The organism is Sorangium sp. So ce394, from assembly GCF_051474665.1.
GTDB classification, from domain to species: domain Bacteria; phylum Myxococcota_A; class Polyangia; order Polyangiales; family Polyangiaceae; genus Sorangium; species Sorangium cellulosum_D.
Map to the genome: position 1 here is coordinate 5517599 of NZ_CP150339.1, position 18117 is coordinate 5535715.

Consider the following 18117-nt stretch of genomic DNA (forward strand, 5'->3'; position numbering starts at 1 on the left):
ACGTACCCAGTCGAGCGCGTCCCCGGCCTCAAGGGAATCGGGTGGGCGCCGAGCTCCGAACACGTCGACGGCGCCTCCTCAGCGCCGGAGAGACGGGCATCCGGGCGGGCTCGGCCGTCGGACAGCCACGTCTTTCGAACCATCTAAGGAGGTTTCTGGTGTCAAAGGTAGTCGTCGTCACCTCGGGCAAGGGCGGAGTCGGCAAGACCACCACGACCGCAAACCTCGCGTCCGGTATCGCGGCTCTCGGTTACAAGACGATTGCCATCGATTTCGATGTGGGTTTGCGCAACCTCGACCTCGTGATGGGGTGCGAGCGCCGCGTGGTCTACGATCTGGTCAACGCGATCCGCGGCGAGGCGACGGTCCGCCAGGCGGTGATCAAGGACAAGCGGATCGAGACCCTCTATGTGCTGCCCGCGTCGCAGACGCGGGACAAGGACGCGCTCACGATGGACGGGGTCGGGCGCATCCTGGACGAGCTGCGCGCCGCGGGCTTCGATTACATCTTCTGCGACTCGCCGGCAGGCATCGAGTGGGGCGCCCAGATGGCGATGTATTTCGCGGACGAGGCGATCGTGGTGACGAACCCCGAGGTCTCCTCGGTGCGCGACTCGGATCGCGTGCTCGGCCTGCTCGACGCGAAGACGCGGAGGGCGGAGCTCGGCGAGGAGCCGGTGAAGACGCACCTCCTGCTCACGCGGTACGCGCCGGCGCGCGTCGCGAAGGGCGAGATGCTGGGGCACAAGGACGTGCTGGAGCTGCTCGGCATCCCGCTGCTCGGCGTGATCCCGGAGTCGCAGGCGGTGCTCCAGGCGTCGAACGCCGGGACGCCCGTGGTGCTCGATCCGACGAGCGACGCGGCGCAGGCCTACCTCGACGTGGTCCAGCGCTTCCTCGGCGAGGAGCGGCCGCACCGCTTCCTCGAGCCGGCCAAGAAGGGGTTCTTCAGCCGGATTTTTGGCGGCCAGGCGGCGACCGCCTAGGGGGTTGTGCCATGTCGATCATGGATTATTTCCGGAGGTCGCAGCCGAAGTCGGCGACCGTGGCGAAGGAGCGTCTGCAAATCATCGTGGCGCGCGAGCGCGTGCGCCCGACGGGCGAGCCGGATTATCTGCCGCGGCTCAAGCAGGAGCTGCTCCAGGTGATCTCGAAGTACGAGCGGATCGATCTGGACCAGGTGAGCGTCAACGTGGAGCGGAGCGGCGATTGCGACGTGCTCGAGCTGAACGTGGTGCTCTCCGAGTCGGAGCGTGCCGCAGTGCGCGCCGCCGCGTCCCGCGCGGGCACCCCGGCCGCGCGGAGCTTCTGACGGGGCGCGCGCGGGCGCGCCTCGAATCGGTCCAGCGCTCCACCTGGTCCAGGAGCTGGACCGCCCTGTTCCACCGCGCGGGCGCGTGGCGCGGCGCCACCCGGATCGTTAGTTAGGCTAACGATCGGATTTTCCGCTTCGACGCGGGCCCTCCGCCATCGCGATCACCCGCGCCCGCTCGGACGCCGCCCGGATCAGCGGCCCGAGCAGCTCCGCCGGTGATCGCTCCTCGGTCCAGCCGGGCGGCGCGCCGAGCTGGGTCAGCAGCGCCCCGCGCGACCGCGGCGGCGCCAGCGCCACGTCGAGCGCCGGCGGCGGCTCGCGCCAGGCGTCGAAGTCCCTCGCCTCCATCGGGCCGAGCGTCACCGTCGCCACGGGCGGCTCGTCGGCGGCGCAGGGCGCGCGCTTCCGGCCCGCGCCCCCGCGCGCTCTCCGCCCCCTCGCGCCGCCCGGCGCGGCGCCTCGGGCGGCGCGGAGCGCCTCGATGACCTGCGCGCGCGTGCGCCCGCGGAGCTCGAACAGCAGGAACGGGTCCTTGTCGAGCGCCTCCCCGAGCACGTAGTGCGTCGCGGCGACGTGCTTGCAGGGGTTCGCCCAGTCGGGGCACGAGCAGGCCGTGGTGAGGTCCTCGGGCCGCTCCGGGAACAGGCTCGCCCCGGCGCTCCGGAACGCCTCGTCGATCTCCTCCGGCATCCGGCCCGCGAGGAGGTCCGCCGCGAACTTCGCCCGCGCCGCCATGGCCGCGATCGCCTTCGCCCACGTGGCGTCGTCGAGCCGCGCGAGCGTGAGGATCACCTTGTACGGCTTCGGCTGCGAGCCGGTCACGCGCGCCGTCACAAGGCCCGGCTTCACCTCGAGGTCGTGCGTCCGCCCGGCGCGCGCGTACGTGCGCCCGCGCCCGAGGCGGGCCGCGTCGTCCGGCGACATCCGCTCGAGCGCCTCCACCCAGCGCTTGCCCCACCAGGTCGCGCCGGCCCGCTTCATCCGGATGCCCCGCGCCGGCGGCGGCGGCTTCGGCCCGGCCTCGCGGCGGATCTGCGCCCAGCGCGGCGCGCTCATGTCCGCGCCTCGCCCCGGCCGCGCGCCCCCCGGCGCGCCCCAGCTCGCGCGGAGCCCCGCCGCCGGCCCTGCGCAAGCCGCTCCCCCGGCTCGCCCCCCTCCGGCCGCTCGCCGTCCGGCTCCGGCTCGTCGCGGTCGTCCAGCTCGCCCGCGAGCGCCACCGCGTCCCGCGACAGCGCGAACAGCTCGCGCAGCGACGCGTCGTCGAGCTCGGTGATCCACGCCTCGCCCTCGCCCACGACCCGCGCCGCCAGGTCGCGCTTCTGCTCCAGCATCCGGTCGACCTTCTCCTCCACGGTGCCCGCGCAGACGAGCTTGTGCACCTGCACCGCGCTCCGCTGCCCGATCCGGTGCGCGCGGCCCGACGCCTGGTCCTCGACCGCGGGGTTCCACCAGCGATCGAAGTGGAACACGTGGCTCGCCGCCGTCAGGTTGAGCCCCGCGCCGCCGGCCTTGACCGAGAGGACGAACACGCGCGGCCCCCGCGGATCGTCCTGGAACCGCCGCACCATCTCGTCGCGCGCGAGCCGCGGCGTGCCGCCGTGCAGGAAGAGGACCTCGGTGTCGAGCGACGTCGCGAGGTGCCGGACCAGCCGATCGCCCATCTCGCGGAACTGCGTGAACACGAGCGCGCGATCGCCTTCCGCGAGCGCCTCCTCGAGCATCTCCGTGAGGCGCGCGAGCTTGCCCGACCGGCGCGCGAGCGGCCCCGCCTCCCCGAGGTACTGCGCCGGGTGGTTGCAGATCTGCTTGAGCATCGTCAGGAGCGCGAGCACGAGCCCGCGGCGGGCGATGCCCTCCGCCTCCTCGATGCGGCGCATCGCCTCGTCGAGCGCCGCCTGGTAGAGGGTCACCTGCTCGCGCGTGAGCGCGCAGAAGACCGGCGCCTCGATCTTCGGCGGGAGGTCCGGAACCACGGTCGGATCCGTCTTAACGCGACGCAGCAAGAACGGTCCGACGATGCGCCGGAGCCGCTCGGCGGCCTCGCGGTTGCCGTAGCGCTCGATCGGCACCGCGTAGGCGCGCCGGAACGCCTCGAGCGGGCCGAGCAGGCCGGGGTTCGCGAACTCGAGGATCGACCAGAGCTCGGCGAGGCGGTTCTCGACGGGCGTGCCGGTCAGCGCGACGCGGTGCGGGGCGCGGAGCGCGCGCGCGGCGCGGGCCGTGCGCGAGGCGGCGTTCTTGATGTTCTGCGCCTCGTCCAGCACGACCGCCGCCCAGTCCACGCCGGCGAGCGCCGCGGCGTCGCGGCGGAGGAGGCCGTAGGTGGTCACGACGAGCGCGCCGCCCGGGCTGCCGTCGCCCCGCGCGCTCGCCGCCCGCGCCGCGAGCTCCTCGGCGGAGCGGGCCCGCCCCTCGCCGTAGTGCCGCACGAGGGGCAGGGCAGGGGCGAAGCGCGCCGCCTCCCGCTCCCAGTTGCCGACCACCGACGTCGGCGCGACGAGCAGCGCCGGCCGCGCGTCCTCCGGCGCCGCCGCGCGCCGGCCCGAGAGGAACGCGAGCAGCTGGACCGTCTTGCCGAGGCCCATGTCGTCGGCCAGGCAGGCGCCCAGGCCGAGGCTCGCCATCGTCTGCAGCCACGCGACGCCGCGCGCCTGGTACGGGCGCAGCGCCCCGGCGAACCCCGCGGGCGGCGCGGCGGCGCGCTCCGCGCCCGACCGCAGCCGCGCGATCGCCTGCGCGAGCGCCCCCTCGGCGACGACGGGGACCGAGAGGCCGTCGAGCTCGGCCTCGCCCGCGAGCGCGACCTCCAGCGCCTCGCGCGCCGGCAGTCGCCCGCCGCCGGCCTCGAGGCGCCGCTGGATCTCGGCGAGCTCCTCGGGCACCACGACGACCCAGGCCCCGCGGTGCCGGACGAGCGGCGACTTCTGCCGCGCGAGCGCGGCGAGCTCGCGGGCCGAGAGCGGCTCGTCGCCGAGCGCCGCCTCCCACGCGAAGTCGAGCGCCTCGTCGAGGCCGAGCCCGGCGCCGCCCGCGACCACGCCGGCCGTGCGGCCCGCCCCGCCGACGCGCAGGCGGAGGCGCAGGCGGCGCTGCCCCGAGGCGAGGAGATCGCCCGGCACGATCACGCCGAACCCGGCCTCGCCGAGCGCCGGGGCGGCCTGCGCGAGGAAGGCCCACGCCTCCGCGGGCTCGAGCGCCACCTGCTCCGGCCGCGCCTCGCCGAGGGCGCGCGCGATCGGCGCGAACAGCCGCGCGGCGGCGCCGAGGGCGGCGAGGAGCGCCTCCTGCGGGTCGGAGAACGCGCGCCCGAGCGCCTTCAGCGTGCGCCCCCGGGCCTTCCACACGTCGGCGGCGGGCACGAGCAGGCTCGGATCGTCGGTCGCCTGCAGCAGGAAGCGGAGCGCGAAGCCGCGGTCGCCCTCGGGCAGCTCCAGCCGGAAGCAGGCGCGCAGCGCGTCGCAGGCCCCGAGCGCGGGCCGGGCCCAGGCGTCGAGGTCGGCGACGAGCGCGCGCTCGGCGAGCCCCTCGGTGGCGAAGGCGGCCTGCGGGCCCGTCAGGGCGAGGACCAGCCGGTGCTCCCAGGGCGCGTGCGCCGGCCGCGGCGGCGCCTTGGGGCGGTTCGTCGCGCTGCCGCGCGCGAGCGCGTCCGCCACGGCGTCGAGGAACGCGCGCAGCAGGGCCTCCGCGGACCACACCTCCGGGGCGGCGCCCGCGCGGGGGCGCCCGCGGCCTCCGCGGCCATCGGGAGCGGCGGCAGCCTGCGCGCCCGCCGGCACCGCGTGCGCGGCGGGCGGCATGGCGCGGGCGAGCGCCGCGACGCGCGCGGCGTCCTCCGGGGCGGCGAGCGACGCCGCCCAGCGGGCCTCGGCGCGCTCGCCGGCGGCGCTGGCGGGCGCGACGCGGGGCACGACCCGCTCGCGCACCACGAGGTCGAGCGCGAGCTTGCTCGCCAGGCTCCACGCCGCGACCGACGGCGGCGCTCGCCCGAGATCGTCCTGGGCCATGCTGGCGAGGGCGGACACGCCGTCGAGGAGCGGCGCGGCCTCTCCGGTCTTCCTCACGGCGCGCCCCGCCTCGGTGACCACCACCGCCTCCGCCGGGGTCGTCTCGCCGAGCGACCGGGCCGCTAGACCCTCAGGGGCCGAGTCGTCCCAGAGGAAGAAGCGGAGATCGTCGGGCAGGAAGACGAGCGGCATCGACGCGCAGATTCATGGCACACCCGAGCAGGACGAAAAGGGCCTTTGCGCGTCGTGAGGTGGAAAAAGTGGTTGGACGGGCGGGAGCGCCCCGAACCATCACGGAATGTGGCCCGTTCCGAATCGAGTCTGCGAATTGCCAGGATTTGTTTGGAACCTCCGATTCGCACGATCGGAGAACATGTCGTGGAAAAAGAGCGTGGCTCGATGGAATGATCGTCGCGGCGCGCTGAGGTGGGCGCACGACGAGCTCGAGCGGCGGGTCGGCGAGGCGCGCGCGCGTCGTGTGGACCGCGGCGCGCCTCGCTGTCGGTCAGAGCTGGCCTGCGTGCTCGGAGAGATAGGCGGCCACACCGGTGGTCGAGGCCGTCATGCCGCGCTCGCCCTTCCGCCATCCCGCCGGGCAGACCTCGCCGTGCTGCTCGTGGAACTGGAGCGCATCGACCAGCCGGAGCAGCTCGTCCATGTTGCGCCCGAGCGGCAGATCATTGACGATCGCGGAGCGCACGACGCCGTCCCGGTCGACGAGGAACGCCGCGCGAAGGGCCACGCCGTCCTGGTTCTCGACGCCGTAGGCGCGGCAGATCTCGTGCTTCACGTCGGCCGCCAGGGTGAAGCGGACCGGCCCGATGCCGCCCCGCTCCACCGGGGTCTCGCGCCATGCGTGGTGCGTGAATGCAGAGTCTATCGAGACCCCGATGACCTCGACGTTGCGCTCGCGGAACGCCTCGATCCGGTGATCGAGCGCGATCAGCTCCGAGGGGCAGACGAAGGTGAAGTCGAGGGGATAGAAGACGAGGAGCCCATATTTCGACTCGACGGCCTTCGAGAAGCGGAACGCGTCGGAGATCGAGCCGTCCGGCAGGACGGCGGCGCAGGAGAAGTCAGGGGCTTTCTTGCCCACCAGCACGGTCATATCCATTCCTTTCACGGACAATCGGCGACAGACGACAGCATCGGAGCGCGGGCGGCCGGCGCGCTGTCCGCGCCGAGGCCCAGGGCGAGTTCGTCCACCGTCTCGCGCGAAAGCGCGACGGTCTCGAGCCCGCCCGCGTGGTGGACGCCCAGGTGGACATCCACGCGCCGCTCGCGCAGCGCGCGGACGGCGGCGTGGTCGAGCGGGAACCGCAGGTATTGCACGGGGCAACAGGGGTCGTCCACGGGGGAGAGCAGCTCGGCGGCGACCTTCCGCTCGCCGAGCATCAGCATCACCACGGCCTGCCCCGCGGCGAGGCCCGCGATCAGGGCCTGACCCGCGAGCGGGGGCCCGCCATGGATCATGAGCGTGGCGGTGAGCTCGCCGGCCCTCGGGACGAGGCGGTCGTTTTCCGCGATCTCCTCCCTGACGCGCTCGGGCCTCACGGGGCGATCGAGCCAGAGGATCTCCTGGATGTGGTAGAGGACCGTCTCGCGCGACTCGAACAGGACCGAGACGTGGAGGCCAACGGTCACGCGGCGCCGGCGCTTCAGCTCGATGATGCGGCCGCGGTACCTCGCGCGCACGAGGTCGTAGGCGTCGGTGGAGAGGAGATCTTCAGGGGCGATGGCAGGGGTCATCGAATCCTCGTCCCGGCTGAGCGCGAGCCCACGAGCCCACGAGCAGGAGCGGAGGCACGACCGGCGGCGGAGAGCGCGTCCCGGCGAGCCGCGCTCGACGGTGCGTCCGAGATAGCACGGGTCCTCCGAGACGCAAATGAAATTCACTTTCATTTTCAGATCGGCCGTGGCGTCCTGGCGGCTCGATCCTCTCGATCGATGAACGTGACCGGCGCTAGAGGGGCCCCTCCACCGCGCAGAACCCGTTGACGCAGCGGTTGGTCGGATCGCAGCAGTCGGCGGCCGTCTCGCACCGCTCCTGAGGTTGCGAGCACTGTCCGTCCGGCGGGGCGTTCGAGCAGACGAGCTCGCCGTCGGCGCCGGGCTGGCAGTACCCGCCGCAGCATTGATCGCCCGTATCGCACGGCGCGCCCTCGGATCGGCACGGATCGAGCACCCAGAACCCGCGCGCGTTGCCCGCGAGCAGCTCCTGCGCGGGCAGGTAGAACGCGGGGTGGCTCGGGTCGGTGCCGGGCGTCGCGTCCAGGTCGATGGCGGCGACCCAGAGCTTCTTGGTCGTGATGTTCTCGACCAGGTCCACCCCCCGGGGATCGCTGCAGAACGGCGGGATCGTCGCCGCGTTCCCGTACAGGCGGCGGCTGGTGAACACGACCCAGGCGTAGCCGCCCGACGCGACGGGGTTGACCGTCGGCTCGTAGTTCATGTTGATGTCGTCCTTGTGGCGGCTGTCGATGTCGCCCACCGAAGTCTCGTCTGCGGTGCAGGTCATCACGATCGGCGCGCTCAGGCTCGGCAGGTAGACCGAGCCCGGGCCGTCCCGTCCGTTCAGCAGATCGAGGGGGACGGCCGTGCCGGATCCATCGATGCTCGCCCAGGCGAGATGGGCCTTGGCGCCCCGGCGCGTCCTCAGATCGCCGAAGCTGTCGCCCTCGTTGCCCGGGTCGGTTTGGTGGTGGAACACGACCGACTTGCTGTCGGGGAGGAACGCTGGCCACCCCGGGCGCGTGCCCGCGGGCTCGCCGGTGTCGTCGACGATGACCTCGGGATCGGTGAAGTCGCCTGTCGTTGCGTCGAACTTCATCACGAAGAGCTTCCTGCGGGGGTTCGCGCCAGGGCCGGACATCGCGTTGAACACGACGTGTGTGCCGTCCGGCGAGAACGCCGGCGTCCCGAGCTCGTAGGCCACCTCGTCGAGCCCGGAGGTCGGGCGCCGCGTGGAGCTCGGCAGCGAGAGGAGCTCGCCCGCCTGGGTGAGCGCGATCGACCCGTCCGGAGAGATCGCAGCGAAGGGCGCGGCAGTCGAGAGGGCGTGCTCGGTGGCGCCCGCGGGGGTCAGATCGTAGGCCGCGCTCAGGCCGTAGGAGTCGAGCCCGTTCTGGACCAGGAGCCGTGATCCGTTGGCCGAGACGGAGTGACAGACCCGGCACTGGCTGTTGCCGCCGTTCCCCCCGGCGACGAGCTGGGGCGCGGTGTCTCCCGCCCGGATCGACAGCACGGCCCCGCCGAACCGGCCATTGCCGCCCACGGCCCCGTCGTAGTTCTCCGCCAGGCGGGTGCCGTACGAGTTGTAGTAGATGATCCCCGACAGCCGGGCCGGGGCGACGGTCCAGGTCTGGGAGATCGGCCCGTACGCCCGTCCCTCGCGCGCGACGGTGAGGCTCACGGTGAGCCGGTCCGGCGAGCCGTCGGGCGTCGGCCCTCCGGCGCTGTCGGTGGCCATGGTCCAGACGTCCTGGGGGATCGGGTGCCGGATGAACGGCCGGCCGGTGGTGGACAGGATCTCGGGCCGCCCGAACGTCCCTTTCCACGAGAACGAGCCGCTCGTGGTCCTGAGCTCGATCTGGATCGCGTCGGCGTCTCCGGGCGCCCACTGCCACATCAGGAGCGGCGCGAGCAGGCCTCGAGGCCATACCGTGCCGTCGTACGGGTAGAGGAGCTCGAGCTGCTCCGCCCCGCCGTCGCTGGCCGGGTGCTGCAGGGCGTCGAGGGTGGCCGTGCTCGTGACCGCCACGCCGAGGCCCTCGCCGCCGACCCCGCCGACGCCGCCGCCGAGCGTGAGCTGCGTCGGATCCGTGGCGATCTGCTGCGCCTGGGCCGGAACGGCCGCGTCCGCGCCGTTCTGCGCGGCGGTCAGCTGGATCAAGACGTTGCGCTCGACCGTCTCGCCGTTCAAGCCGGCCCGCACGGTGACGAGGCCGCCCATGGTCCCCCTGGGGGTGAACGTCGCCATGCTCGCGGGACCCGCGCCGATGGCCCCGAGCTCGCCGCGGTCGACCGACCATCCGACGTTGATGGGCGCGTCCATCCGCATCGCCGTGTAGCTCACGGAAGGCGGTGTCTGCCCCGCCGCGACGGCGATCGTCTGGAGGTCGCTCGGCTCGACCGTGAACCCGAGCGGGACGCTGCCCCCGCCGCCTCCGACACCCGGGCCCGTGGGGTTGAAGTCGTCGCCCGAGCTGGAGCTGTCGCCTCCACCCGTCGTGGTGCCCCCGCCGCCGCCAGACGCTGCGGACGTCTCGGTGCCTGGGCCTTGCGCCGAGCACGCAGCGAGGGCAACCCCGAGGCTGAGCGCTACCGCCAGCGTGCTCCACGATTGAAGACGACTTCCCATGTAGAAATGGATCTTACATGAACGTGACAACGGGGTTCAATCCGGATTCCGGTGCGACACCCGTGTTCCACGGATGAAACGCGCTCGCAATCTCGACGTCATGCCGAGGATTGACCGCCGCGCCGGCCACGAAGGCCCTCGCCCTCGCGCGTCGCGCTCGTTCGGCCTGGCCGGCCGGGGGACGCGGCGGCTCCCGATACCCCCTCGTGGACGGGATGGGGGTGGTATGCTCGCCCGCGTCGAGCGCGCGGCGGGGTGCCGCGCCGGGAGGTCGATTCATGTCATCTGTGCGGGGCTTCACCCTCGATCCGGCCCGGATCGAGCACGTTGGGCAGGGGCTGGTCCGGCCGGAGTGCGTCATCGCCGAGGCGGACGGCACGCTCTGGACCTCGGACGCCCGCGGCATCGCGACGCGCATCGATCCCGACGGCAGGCAGGCGACCCTCGGCCCGGACGTGGGCGAGCCGAATGGAATGGCGATGGACCGGCAGGGCAACCTCATCGTCGCCGCCCTGTCCGGCGGCAAGGTCTACAAGCTCCACCGCGACGGCCGGTCCGAGGTCCTCCTCGACTCCATCGACGGCCTGCCGCTCGGCGCCGTGAACTTCTGCTTCGTCGACTCGCGCGACCGCCTCTGGATCTCCGTCTTGACACGGCAGCTCCCGTGGTGGCTCGCCGTCGCGGGCAACATCCGCGACGGGTACATCGTGCTCGTCGACGAGAAGGGCCCGCGCATCGTGGCCGACAACCTCAGCATGACGAACGAGGTGCGCCTCGACGCCGACGAGAAGTTCCTTTACGCCGTCGAGACCATCCCCGGCCGTCTGCTCCGCTTCCCGGTGCGGGACGACGGCAGCCTCGGCGATCCCGAGCAGTTCGGCCCCGACAACCTCGGCATCGGCGGGTACATGGACGGCTTCGCCTTCGACGCCGAGGGCAACATCTGGGTGGCGGCGGTCTGCCGCAACGGCCTCTCGGTGATCTTCCCGGACGGCAGCCACCAGACCGTCTTCGAGGACCCGCGCCCCGAGGTCCTGGAGGCGATGACCCTCAAGCAGAAGAGCGGCACCATCGAGCCGATGGATCTCGGCGCCTGCGCCGGGGACACCGTGCAGCTGCCCACGAGCATCACGTTCGGCGGGCCCGATCTCCGCACGTGCTACATGGGGTCGCTGGCCATGCCGCGGCTCCTCACGTTCCGCGCGCCCGTCGCGGGGCTGCCGCTCGCGCACCTGCGGTAATCGGAAAGGCGGGCTCAGGGCGGCCCCGGAGCGCGGCCTAAGCCTGCCGCTCCGGGACGTCGCTGCCCTTCTTGTCGGGTACGAGATAGATGCCCGGCAGGCTTATCAGGGTCATGGCGAATTTTGTCGCGAGATTGATGGCGAAGATCTGCCAGATCACGTCGAACGGCAGTACGAAGGCGAAGGCGCCGAAGCAAAACACCAGGTTGTCGACCGGAACGCTGACGGAGTTGCTCGCGAGGACCGCGAGCCACTGGCGCCTGGGTCCGGACCTTCTCAGATAGGCCTCGCGCACCCGATGGAAGATCTCGGTGTCCAGCAGCTCGCTCACGATCTCCGCAACGATGCTCGCGAGCACGATTCGCCACACCGGGCTCAGGATGGCCGAGTACTGCTCGCCGAGACCCCAGGACGGGTCGGACGGCACTCGCGCGGCCCAGAGGAGATAGAGGGCCATCAGGAGATTGGCCCCGCCGGCGCAAAAAATCAGCGTCTGGGCGCCGCGCTTGCCGATGGTCTTGTGGACCATATCCCGCAAGGTGAAGGTGAGGGGATAGATGAAGGTCCCCATATCGACGGCCAGCGAGAAGACGACGCCGATCTTGAGGCTCGCGATCTGGCTGATGAGCTGTGCCGCGATATAGAACGAGATGACGATGATGGCCGCCGGTCCCACGGCGCTCGCCAGATCTCGGCTCGCCCTCTCGGACGGCGATCCGGGCATGAGGCTCGCCTCGTGAAACGAGAGCTCCTCGGAAGCAGCGCGCGCCTCGGCAGGGTCGACCGATCGGAGAGGGGAAGGCTTCGGCACGGGTCAGACCCATTCTCCGCCTTCTCCCCACAGTTTTCCAGGTTCAATTCGACGATGACATTGCCAAGGAGCCACCCCATGCCTCGACTCCACCTCGTCACCACCGGCGGCACCATCGCCAGCCGCGTCGATCCGCAGACGGGCGCCGCCGTGCCCGCCGTCCGCGCGGAGGAGCTCGTCGCCGGCGTGCCGGCGCTCGGGCGCGTCGCCGAGATCGCGGTCACCGAGCTCTGCCTCGAGAGCAGCTGGAACCTCGGCCCGGACAGGATCGCGGAGGTCGCGCGCGCCGCGCGCGCTCTGCAGGCCGATCCCGAGGTGGCAGGCGTCGTCGTCACCCACGGCACCGACACGCTGGAGGAGACCGCGTTCGGGCTGGATCTGCTGCTCGACGGCGACACCCCGGTGGTGCTCACCGGCGCGATGCGCGACGCGAGCACGGCGGGCGCCGACGGCCCGCGCAACCTGGTCTCGGCCGCGCGGGTCGCGATCGCGCCGGCGGCGCGGGGGCTCGGGGTGCTCGTCGCGATGAACGACGAGATCCACGCCGCCCGGTGGGTGATGAAGACCCATACGACCGCGCTCGGCACCTTCGCCTCGCCGGGCGCGGGGCCGCTCGGCGCGGTCGACGGCGAGGGCGTCCGCGTCTTCGCGCGCCCGGCGAGGACGCCGCAGCTCCCGCTCGCCTCGCCCGAGCCGCGGGTCTACCTCGTCAAGATGGCGTCGGGGATGGACGACCTCCTCCTGCGCGCGCTCCTCGACGCCCGGGCGCGCGGGGTCGTGATCGAGGGCTCGGGCGCGGGGAACGTCTGCGGGAGCTGGGAAGGGGCGATCGGGGCGCTGGTGCAGGCCGGCATCCCGGTGGTGCTGAGCTCGCGCTGCCCCGGCGGCCGGGTCACGCCGACGTACGGCGCGCCCGGCGGCGGGCGGCGGCTGCAGGGCCTCGGGGTGATCGCCGCGGGCGCGCTCTCGGGGCCCAAGGCGCGGCTGGCGCTGATGTTCGCGCTGGGGGCGGGCCTCGACGCGGGGGGGCTACGCGCTTATTTCGATCGCTTTGCCGGGTGAGCCCTCGTTCCGCGCGCCCGGCTGCGGGCCGCGCCGCTCGTCGCCCTTCGCCTGCGCCCTCTGCTTGAGCTTCTCCTCGACCCGCGTGCCCTTGAAGAAGCTCGCGTTGGCCTCGGTGTAGAGCTTGTACGGGTTCTCGAAGACGTACGCCTTGAAGTCCTCGGCGCTGATGACGCCCTCTTCCACGAGGTTCCAGCTCTCGGCGAGCGCCTCGGTGAGGTCGGGGACGTCCCAGTGGCCGACGTCCGAGGAGTAGATGGCGTTGATCTTCGCGCCGAGCGGGTTCGCCTTGTCGTTGAACGCGGCCGCGATGGTGCGGTCGTCCGACTCGGACCCGAAGAAGAAGTTGTTCACCCAGCGATCGCGGATGTCCTCGATCTTCTCGATGCCCGCGGCCGCGAAGTCGTTGCGGTGCTCCGGCGCGGGCTGGCGCGCGTCGCTCGTGTACCCGACCCCGAGCGTGTCGGCGATCAGCTGCTCGCCCTCGATGGAGCGCCCCTTCACGAGATCCGCGCCGTAGCGCCGGAACAGCTCGGTGAGGAGCGCGCGGTCGGTCGCCGCCGGGTCGTAGTGCTTGAGGCCCTCGGGCCCGCGCTTCTGGAACCGATCGACGAGGTGGATGTAGACGCGCGCGCCCCAGTCCGCCCCGCCCTCGAGCATGCCGATGCGCAGCCCCGGGAAGCGGCGGGTGACGCCGCCGAAGAACAGCGCCTTGGCGAACGCCTCCGAGCCGTCGGCGAAGTGGCCGATGTGGTTGTTCATGTAGTTGCTGGTCGACGAGCGCCCGGTCCAGCCCTGGCTGCCATAGTGGGTGAGCACGGGCACGCCGAGCTCGACCACCTTCGCCCAGAAAGGATCGTAGTCGTACTCGCTGTCGATGCCGTAAAAGTCGATGTAGGTCGCGTACTTCGCGATCTCCGGGTGCTGGTCCGGCGGGTACTTCTCCGCGATCGCCTTGATCGGGCGGCGGACGCCGCCGGAGATGTTGATCGCCTTGAGGCCGAGCTTCTTGACGGCGAACTCCAGCTCTTCGATGCCCTCCTCGGGCGTGTTCAGCGGGATGCCGGCCACCGGGGTGAGGCGGTCGCTGTACTTGCGAAACAGATCGGCGTGGTAGTGGTTGATCGCGCGCGTCAGCGCCTGCCGCGCGGCCCGGTCCTTCACGGCGAGCGGCGCGAGGGTGTTGTTCGGGAACAGCACCGAGTAGTCGGAGCCCTGCTCCTCCAGCCGCTCGGCGAGCAGCGACGGGAGGTGGTACGTGGCCACGTCCAGCGTGTTGCGCGTCACCCGCGCCCACCACGGAGACCGGACCGTGCGGTAATGCTGCCGCTCCTCGGGCGTCTGGGTGTACCAGTCCTTTCCGCTGCTGTTCTCGGCGTTGCGGCGGCGCGAGCTCAGCGCCTTGCGCAGATCGTCCACGAGCTTGGCGCCGCCGTACGTGGCGACGAAATCCTCGAGCGCCGGCGAGTAATCGTTGGTGTGGATGTCCGTGTCGATGACGGGGTAATCGAGCTTTTCCTTGACCGCCACGGAGGGCGAGGCCTTGAGACGAGCAATACGGTCGGTCATGAAGACTCCCGAGAAGGAAAGGGGCGCGCCGAGGTCGCCGGTGAAAGGTCGATGGCCGTGTTGGCGCGCCGCTCGCTGCAACGCGCGTGCCCCGAGGCCGGCGCCGCGCATCGCCCTTGTCCGACCGAGATTTTCGGCGCCCCTCCGGCGCGCTCGCCCCGCGTGCTGCTCGGATCCGAGCAGCGGTTCAGCGCGTCTGCTTCCTCAGCAGCAGTCCTTCGTCAGCCGCGGTCACCCGCGCCCGGGCTCCGGCGGCGAGCCCGTCCGTCCCGCGCGCTACGCTCGGCCGAACAGCGCGAGGCACTCCGCGTCGCGGACGCCGCCCAGGAGGTCGACGGGAGCGCCGGAATGCTCGTTCATCCACCGGGCCGGGACGGTGAGCTCGCGCTGCGCGCCGCCGGTCGCCGCCGTGACCTCCGCCATCGTGCAGCCGAAGACGACGCGGCTGATCCGGGCGAGCCAGGCCGCGGTGAAGCACATCGGGCACGGCTCCACCGTCGTGTAGAGGGTGTATCCTTGCAAGTCGGGCCCGACGGCCGCGCAGGCGCGGCGGACGGCGCCCACCTCGGCGTGGTACGTGAAGTCGCGCTGGCCGTTCACCTCGTCGGTCGCCTCGGCCACGATCGTGCCGTCCGGGGCGACCACCAGCGCGCCGAACGGCGGCTCGCCGGCGCGCTGCGCGCCGCGCGCGAGCTCCAGCGCCCGCCCCATGAGCTCGTCGTCGCGGGTCATCGGACGAACCTCGGGTCGAGCAGCGCTTCGGGCGCCGGCGCCTTCTTGACGAGCTTCGACTGGACGGTGAAGTCGACAACCGACTTCACCGAGGCATAGGCGGGGCCGGCCTTGTCCGCTGCGCCGAAGAGCTGCTTGTTGTCGGCCAGGTCGTAGATCTTGTCGCCGCTCAGCATGCCCTTCACGTCCTCGGGCGATGCGTTCAAGTACTTGCCGATGATGGGATGGGCCTTGTCCGGCTCGCTGCGCAGCGTCTTGACCCCCTGATCGATGGCGCCGAGCAGGCGCGTGTAGGCGTCGCCCCCGGAGGCGAGCTTCGACCGCTGCACGGCCACCGAGTTCGTGATCGTGTCGGGCATGCTGGCGCTCGAGAAGATCACGTGGCCTCCGTTCTTGGTGGCCTTGGTGATCCACGGCTCCCAGGTGACCGCGGCGTCGACCTTCCCGGCGACGAACGCGGCGCCCGCGTCGTCGGCGCTCATGCTCGTGATCTTGACGTCGCCCGGACTGACACCGCTCTTCTCGAGGCCGAAGAGGAACAGCATGTGGTTGACCTCGCCGAGCGTGAGGGCGACCGTCTTGCCCTTGAGATCGGCCATGGTCTTGATGCTCTCCTTCGCCACCACGGCGTCCGCGCCGTTCGAGCTGTCGACCAGGGCGATGGCCACGACGTCCGACTCGCTGTTGCCGTGCAAGACCGCCAGGTTCTGCAGGGTGGTGAGGCCGACGTCGAGCTGCCCCGCGGCCAGCGCCGCGAGCGTGTCCCCGGGGTTCGAGAACGGCTTGAGCTCCACGGTCAGCCCGGCCTTCTTGAACAGCTCGAGCTCGTTCGCGAGGAAGACGCCCGAGTAGCCGATCCACAGGTCGTGACCGACGGTGAGCTTCACGGGCGCCGCGGCCGGCGGCGCGGCGGCCCCGGCGCCCGCGCTAGGGCCCGCGGCGGCGCCCGGCGCGCTCGGCGCCGCGTCCTTGTTCGAGCAGCCCACGGACAGGACGAGGCAGGCGAGCGCCGCCCCGAGCTCTTGCAAGACGGTCCTTCGTTTCATGGTCCCCCTTCTCCCGAGTTCGATTGCGTGTTGGTGAGCCCGAACAGCAGGCGATCGCGCTGCGTCTCGAACCGATCGCGCCCGCGCAGCAGCGCCAGGATCTCGCGCTTCTGGTGCAGGAACGCCTCGTCGAGCTTGAGCGCCGACGAGCGCGCCGCCCGCGCGAACGTCACGTCGAGGGTGGCGAGGACGCGCCCCGGCCGCTCCGAGAAGACGGCGACGCGATCGGACAGGAGCAGGGCCTCGTCCACGTCGTGCGTGACGAACAGCGTGGTAATGCGGTGGTGCTGGATGAGGTGGAGCACGAGCTCCTGCATCTGCTCGCGCGTTTGCGCGTCGAGCGCGCCGAACGGCTCGTCCATCAGCAGCACCTCGGGCTTGCCGACGAGCGCCCGCGCGAGGGCGGCGCGCTGCTGCATGCCGCCGCTCAGCTCCGCGGGGTAGCTGTCGCGGAAGTCCCAGAGCCCGACGAGGCGCAGCAGGCTCTCGACCCGCGCCGCCTCCCTGCCGCGGTCGCCCCCGGCCGCGCGGTCGCGGTGGTGCGCGAGCGTCAGCGGGAAGCGGACGTTCTCGCGGACGCTGAGCCAGGGGAACAGCGTCTGCTGCTGGAACATGAGGCCGATCTCGGCGCCGGGGCCGAGGACGCGCTCGCCGTCGAGCTCGACGGCGCCGGAGGTCGCCGGCTCGAGGCCGGCGACGATGTGCAAGAGCGTCGATTTGCCGCACCCGGAGGGGCCCACGAGGCTGATGAACTCGCCCTCGCGGACGGCCATGTCGAGCGGCACGAGGGCGTCCGTCTCGCCGCGGCGGCCGGAGTACGTCTTGCTGACGCCGCGCAGCGACAGCTTCATGCCCCGGCGCCTCTCGTCCAGCGGAAGAGGCGGCGAGAGGCCGCGCGGAACACCCAGTCGAGCCCGAGGCCGAGGAACCCCAGCACCAGGAGGTATGCGTAGATGCTCGGCGTCTGGATGAAGCGGTAGAAGCGCAGGATGCGAAAGCCGAGGCCCTCGGTCGCCGCCACGAGCTCCGCGACGACGACGTAGCTCCACGCCCAGCCGTTGCACATGCGCAGCGCGCTCCAGATCCCCGGGAGGGCGGCCGGGGCGAGGACGCGCCAGACGATCTCGCGCCGGTTCGCGCCGAGGCTCTGGCTGACGTGGAGCAGGTGCGCCGGGACCCGCCGCACCTCGTCCGCGGTCATGAGCAGCAGCTGAAAGAAGGTCCCCAGGAACACGAGGAGGACCTTCGCGCCCTCGCCGATGCCCGCCGCGATCATGACGAGCGGGATGAGCGCCGGGACCGGGACGTAGCGGAGAAACTCGGCCGGCGGCTCGAGCAGCGCGGCGATCGACCGGAACGCGCCGGCGAGCACGCCGAGGGGGACGGCGAGGAGCGCGGCGGCGGCGAACCCGGCCGTGACGCGCAGGAAGCTGTGCTGGACGTCGACCCAGAACTCCCTGGCGGCGAGCGCGTCGGCCGTGGCGCGCCCGATGCTCGCGAGGGTGGGGACGACGGCGGCGCTCGCCCCGTCGCGATCCGGGAGCCAGGCGTAGAGCGCGATCATCGAGAGGAAGCTCGCCGCCGCGAGCGCGAGGCGAGCCCGACCCGGGAGCGCGCGCCCGAGCGCGAGCCAGCGGGGGGGCGCCTGTCCGCACTGGCGCGACGGCGCGCGCAGCTTCGGGTCGACAAGCATCCTCGTGAAGGCCTCCGTGCCTCCCATCGTGACGTTCTTTCGAGGCAGAGCGAGCCCAGACGAGAGGCGATTGGGCCCCGAAGACGAGCTCTGGTCCGCGCCTGTTCTGCAGGCGATCAACCGACCTTCCAAACGACCTTCGTGAGGACGATCCTGAAGCGATGTCACCAGCCCGGCGGCAGACCGTCAAGTGAGATCTGGCGCTCGCGGGCGCGCGCCCCGGGTCGCGCACGATGGGTGGAGGTGCGAGGAGAGGCGTTGAGCGCCGCGGCAGGCGCAGGCCG

General features: G+C 72.1%; 15 protein-coding genes. 4 read left to right on the top strand and 11 right to left on the bottom strand.

Annotated elements, in window-relative coordinates; genetic code table 11:
• The first annotated feature begins 158 nt into the window (after positions 1 to 158).
• On the top strand, positions 159 to 986 hold the full coding sequence (minD, locus tag WMF33_RS20205) for a septum site-determining protein MinD (protein ID WP_020736015.1): 828 nt from the start codon (positions 159 to 161) through the stop codon (positions 984 to 986).
• 11 nt (positions 987 to 997) lie between these two features.
• Entirely contained in the window at positions 998 to 1312 is a 315-nt protein-coding gene (gene minE, locus WMF33_RS20210) for a cell division topological specificity factor MinE (protein ID WP_061621502.1), read from the top strand.
• 117 nt (positions 1313 to 1429) lie between these two features.
• Here minE and WMF33_RS20215 read toward each other — a convergent pair whose 3' ends face one another.
• The 5 genes from WMF33_RS20215 to WMF33_RS20235 all read right to left on the bottom strand — a co-directional run bounded on the left by WMF33_RS20215 (position 1430) and on the right by WMF33_RS20235 (position 9679).
• Positions 1430 to 2371 (bottom strand): SWIM zinc finger family protein, encoded by a 942-nt coding sequence (locus tag WMF33_RS20215; RefSeq protein WP_437338671.1) that lies wholly within the window; start codon positions 2369 to 2371, stop codon positions 1430 to 1432.
• The gene (locus WMF33_RS20220; RefSeq protein WP_437338672.1) at positions 2368 to 5511 is read right to left on the bottom strand and encodes a DEAD/DEAH box helicase; all 3144 of its coding nucleotides are present in this window, start codon (positions 5509 to 5511) and stop codon (positions 2368 to 2370) included. The genes WMF33_RS20215 and WMF33_RS20220 overlap by 4 nt, the downstream gene beginning before the upstream one ends.
• 313 nt (positions 5512 to 5824) lie before the next feature.
• Positions 5825 to 6427 (bottom strand): peroxiredoxin, encoded by a 603-nt coding sequence (locus WMF33_RS20225; protein ID WP_437338673.1) that lies wholly within the window; start codon positions 6425 to 6427, stop codon positions 5825 to 5827.
• Between the two features lie 11 nt (positions 6428 to 6438).
• A complete protein-coding gene (locus tag WMF33_RS20230) occupies positions 6439 to 7068 on the bottom strand; it encodes a DUF3501 family protein (protein ID WP_437338674.1) in 630 nt (209 codons plus the stop codon).
• 214 nt (positions 7069 to 7282) lie between these two features.
• On the bottom strand, positions 7283 to 9679 hold the full coding sequence (locus WMF33_RS20235) for a hypothetical protein (RefSeq protein WP_437338675.1): 2397 nt from the start codon (positions 9677 to 9679) through the stop codon (positions 7283 to 7285).
• 278 nt (positions 9680 to 9957) lie between these two features.
• Between WMF33_RS20235 and WMF33_RS20240 the strand changes: the two genes are divergently transcribed.
• Complete coding sequence (locus tag WMF33_RS20240) at positions 9958 to 10920, top strand: SMP-30/gluconolactonase/LRE family protein (protein ID WP_437338676.1); 963 nt, start codon at positions 9958 to 9960, stop codon at positions 10918 to 10920.
• A gap of 37 nt (positions 10921 to 10957) precedes the next feature.
• On the opposite strand, the gene WMF33_RS20245 is transcribed toward WMF33_RS20240, so the two are convergent.
• A complete protein-coding gene (locus WMF33_RS20245) occupies positions 10958 to 11731 on the bottom strand; it encodes a queuosine precursor transporter (protein WP_437338677.1) in 774 nt (257 codons plus the stop codon).
• Between the two features lie 78 nt (positions 11732 to 11809).
• On the opposite strand from WMF33_RS20245, the gene WMF33_RS20250 reads away from it, so the two are divergent.
• The gene (locus tag WMF33_RS20250) at positions 11810 to 12793 is read left to right on the top strand and encodes an asparaginase (protein WP_437338678.1); all 984 of its coding nucleotides are present in this window, start codon (positions 11810 to 11812) and stop codon (positions 12791 to 12793) included.
• On the opposite strand, the gene WMF33_RS20255 is transcribed toward WMF33_RS20250, so the two are convergent.
• The 5 genes from WMF33_RS20255 to WMF33_RS20275 form a co-directional block, all read right to left on the bottom strand.
• On the bottom strand, positions 12761 to 14362 hold the full coding sequence (locus tag WMF33_RS20255; RefSeq protein WP_437339501.1) for an amidohydrolase family protein: 1602 nt from the start codon (positions 14360 to 14362) through the stop codon (positions 12761 to 12763). The two genes, WMF33_RS20250 and WMF33_RS20255, sit on opposite strands and share 33 nt — an antisense overlap.
• A gap of 276 nt (positions 14363 to 14638) precedes the next feature.
• Entirely contained in the window at positions 14639 to 15094 is a 456-nt protein-coding gene (locus WMF33_RS20260) for a nucleoside deaminase (RefSeq protein ID WP_437338679.1), read from the bottom strand.
• Complete coding sequence (locus tag WMF33_RS20265; protein WP_437338680.1) at positions 15091 to 16140, bottom strand: ABC transporter substrate-binding protein; 1050 nt, start codon at positions 16138 to 16140, stop codon at positions 15091 to 15093. Before WMF33_RS20265 ends, WMF33_RS20260 begins: the two co-directional genes overlap by 4 nt.
• Positions 16137 to 16991, bottom strand: a complete 855-nt coding sequence (locus tag WMF33_RS20270; RefSeq protein WP_437338681.1) for an ABC transporter ATP-binding protein — start codon at positions 16989 to 16991, stop codon at positions 16137 to 16139. The genes WMF33_RS20265 and WMF33_RS20270 overlap by 4 nt, the downstream gene beginning before the upstream one ends.
• Positions 16988 to 17860: an ABC transporter permease gene (locus WMF33_RS20275; RefSeq protein WP_437338682.1), complete on the bottom strand. Its 873-nt coding sequence runs from the start codon at positions 17858 to 17860 to the stop codon at positions 16988 to 16990. Before WMF33_RS20275 ends, WMF33_RS20270 begins: the two co-directional genes overlap by 4 nt.
• Positions 17861 to 18117: the final 257 nt, after the last annotated feature.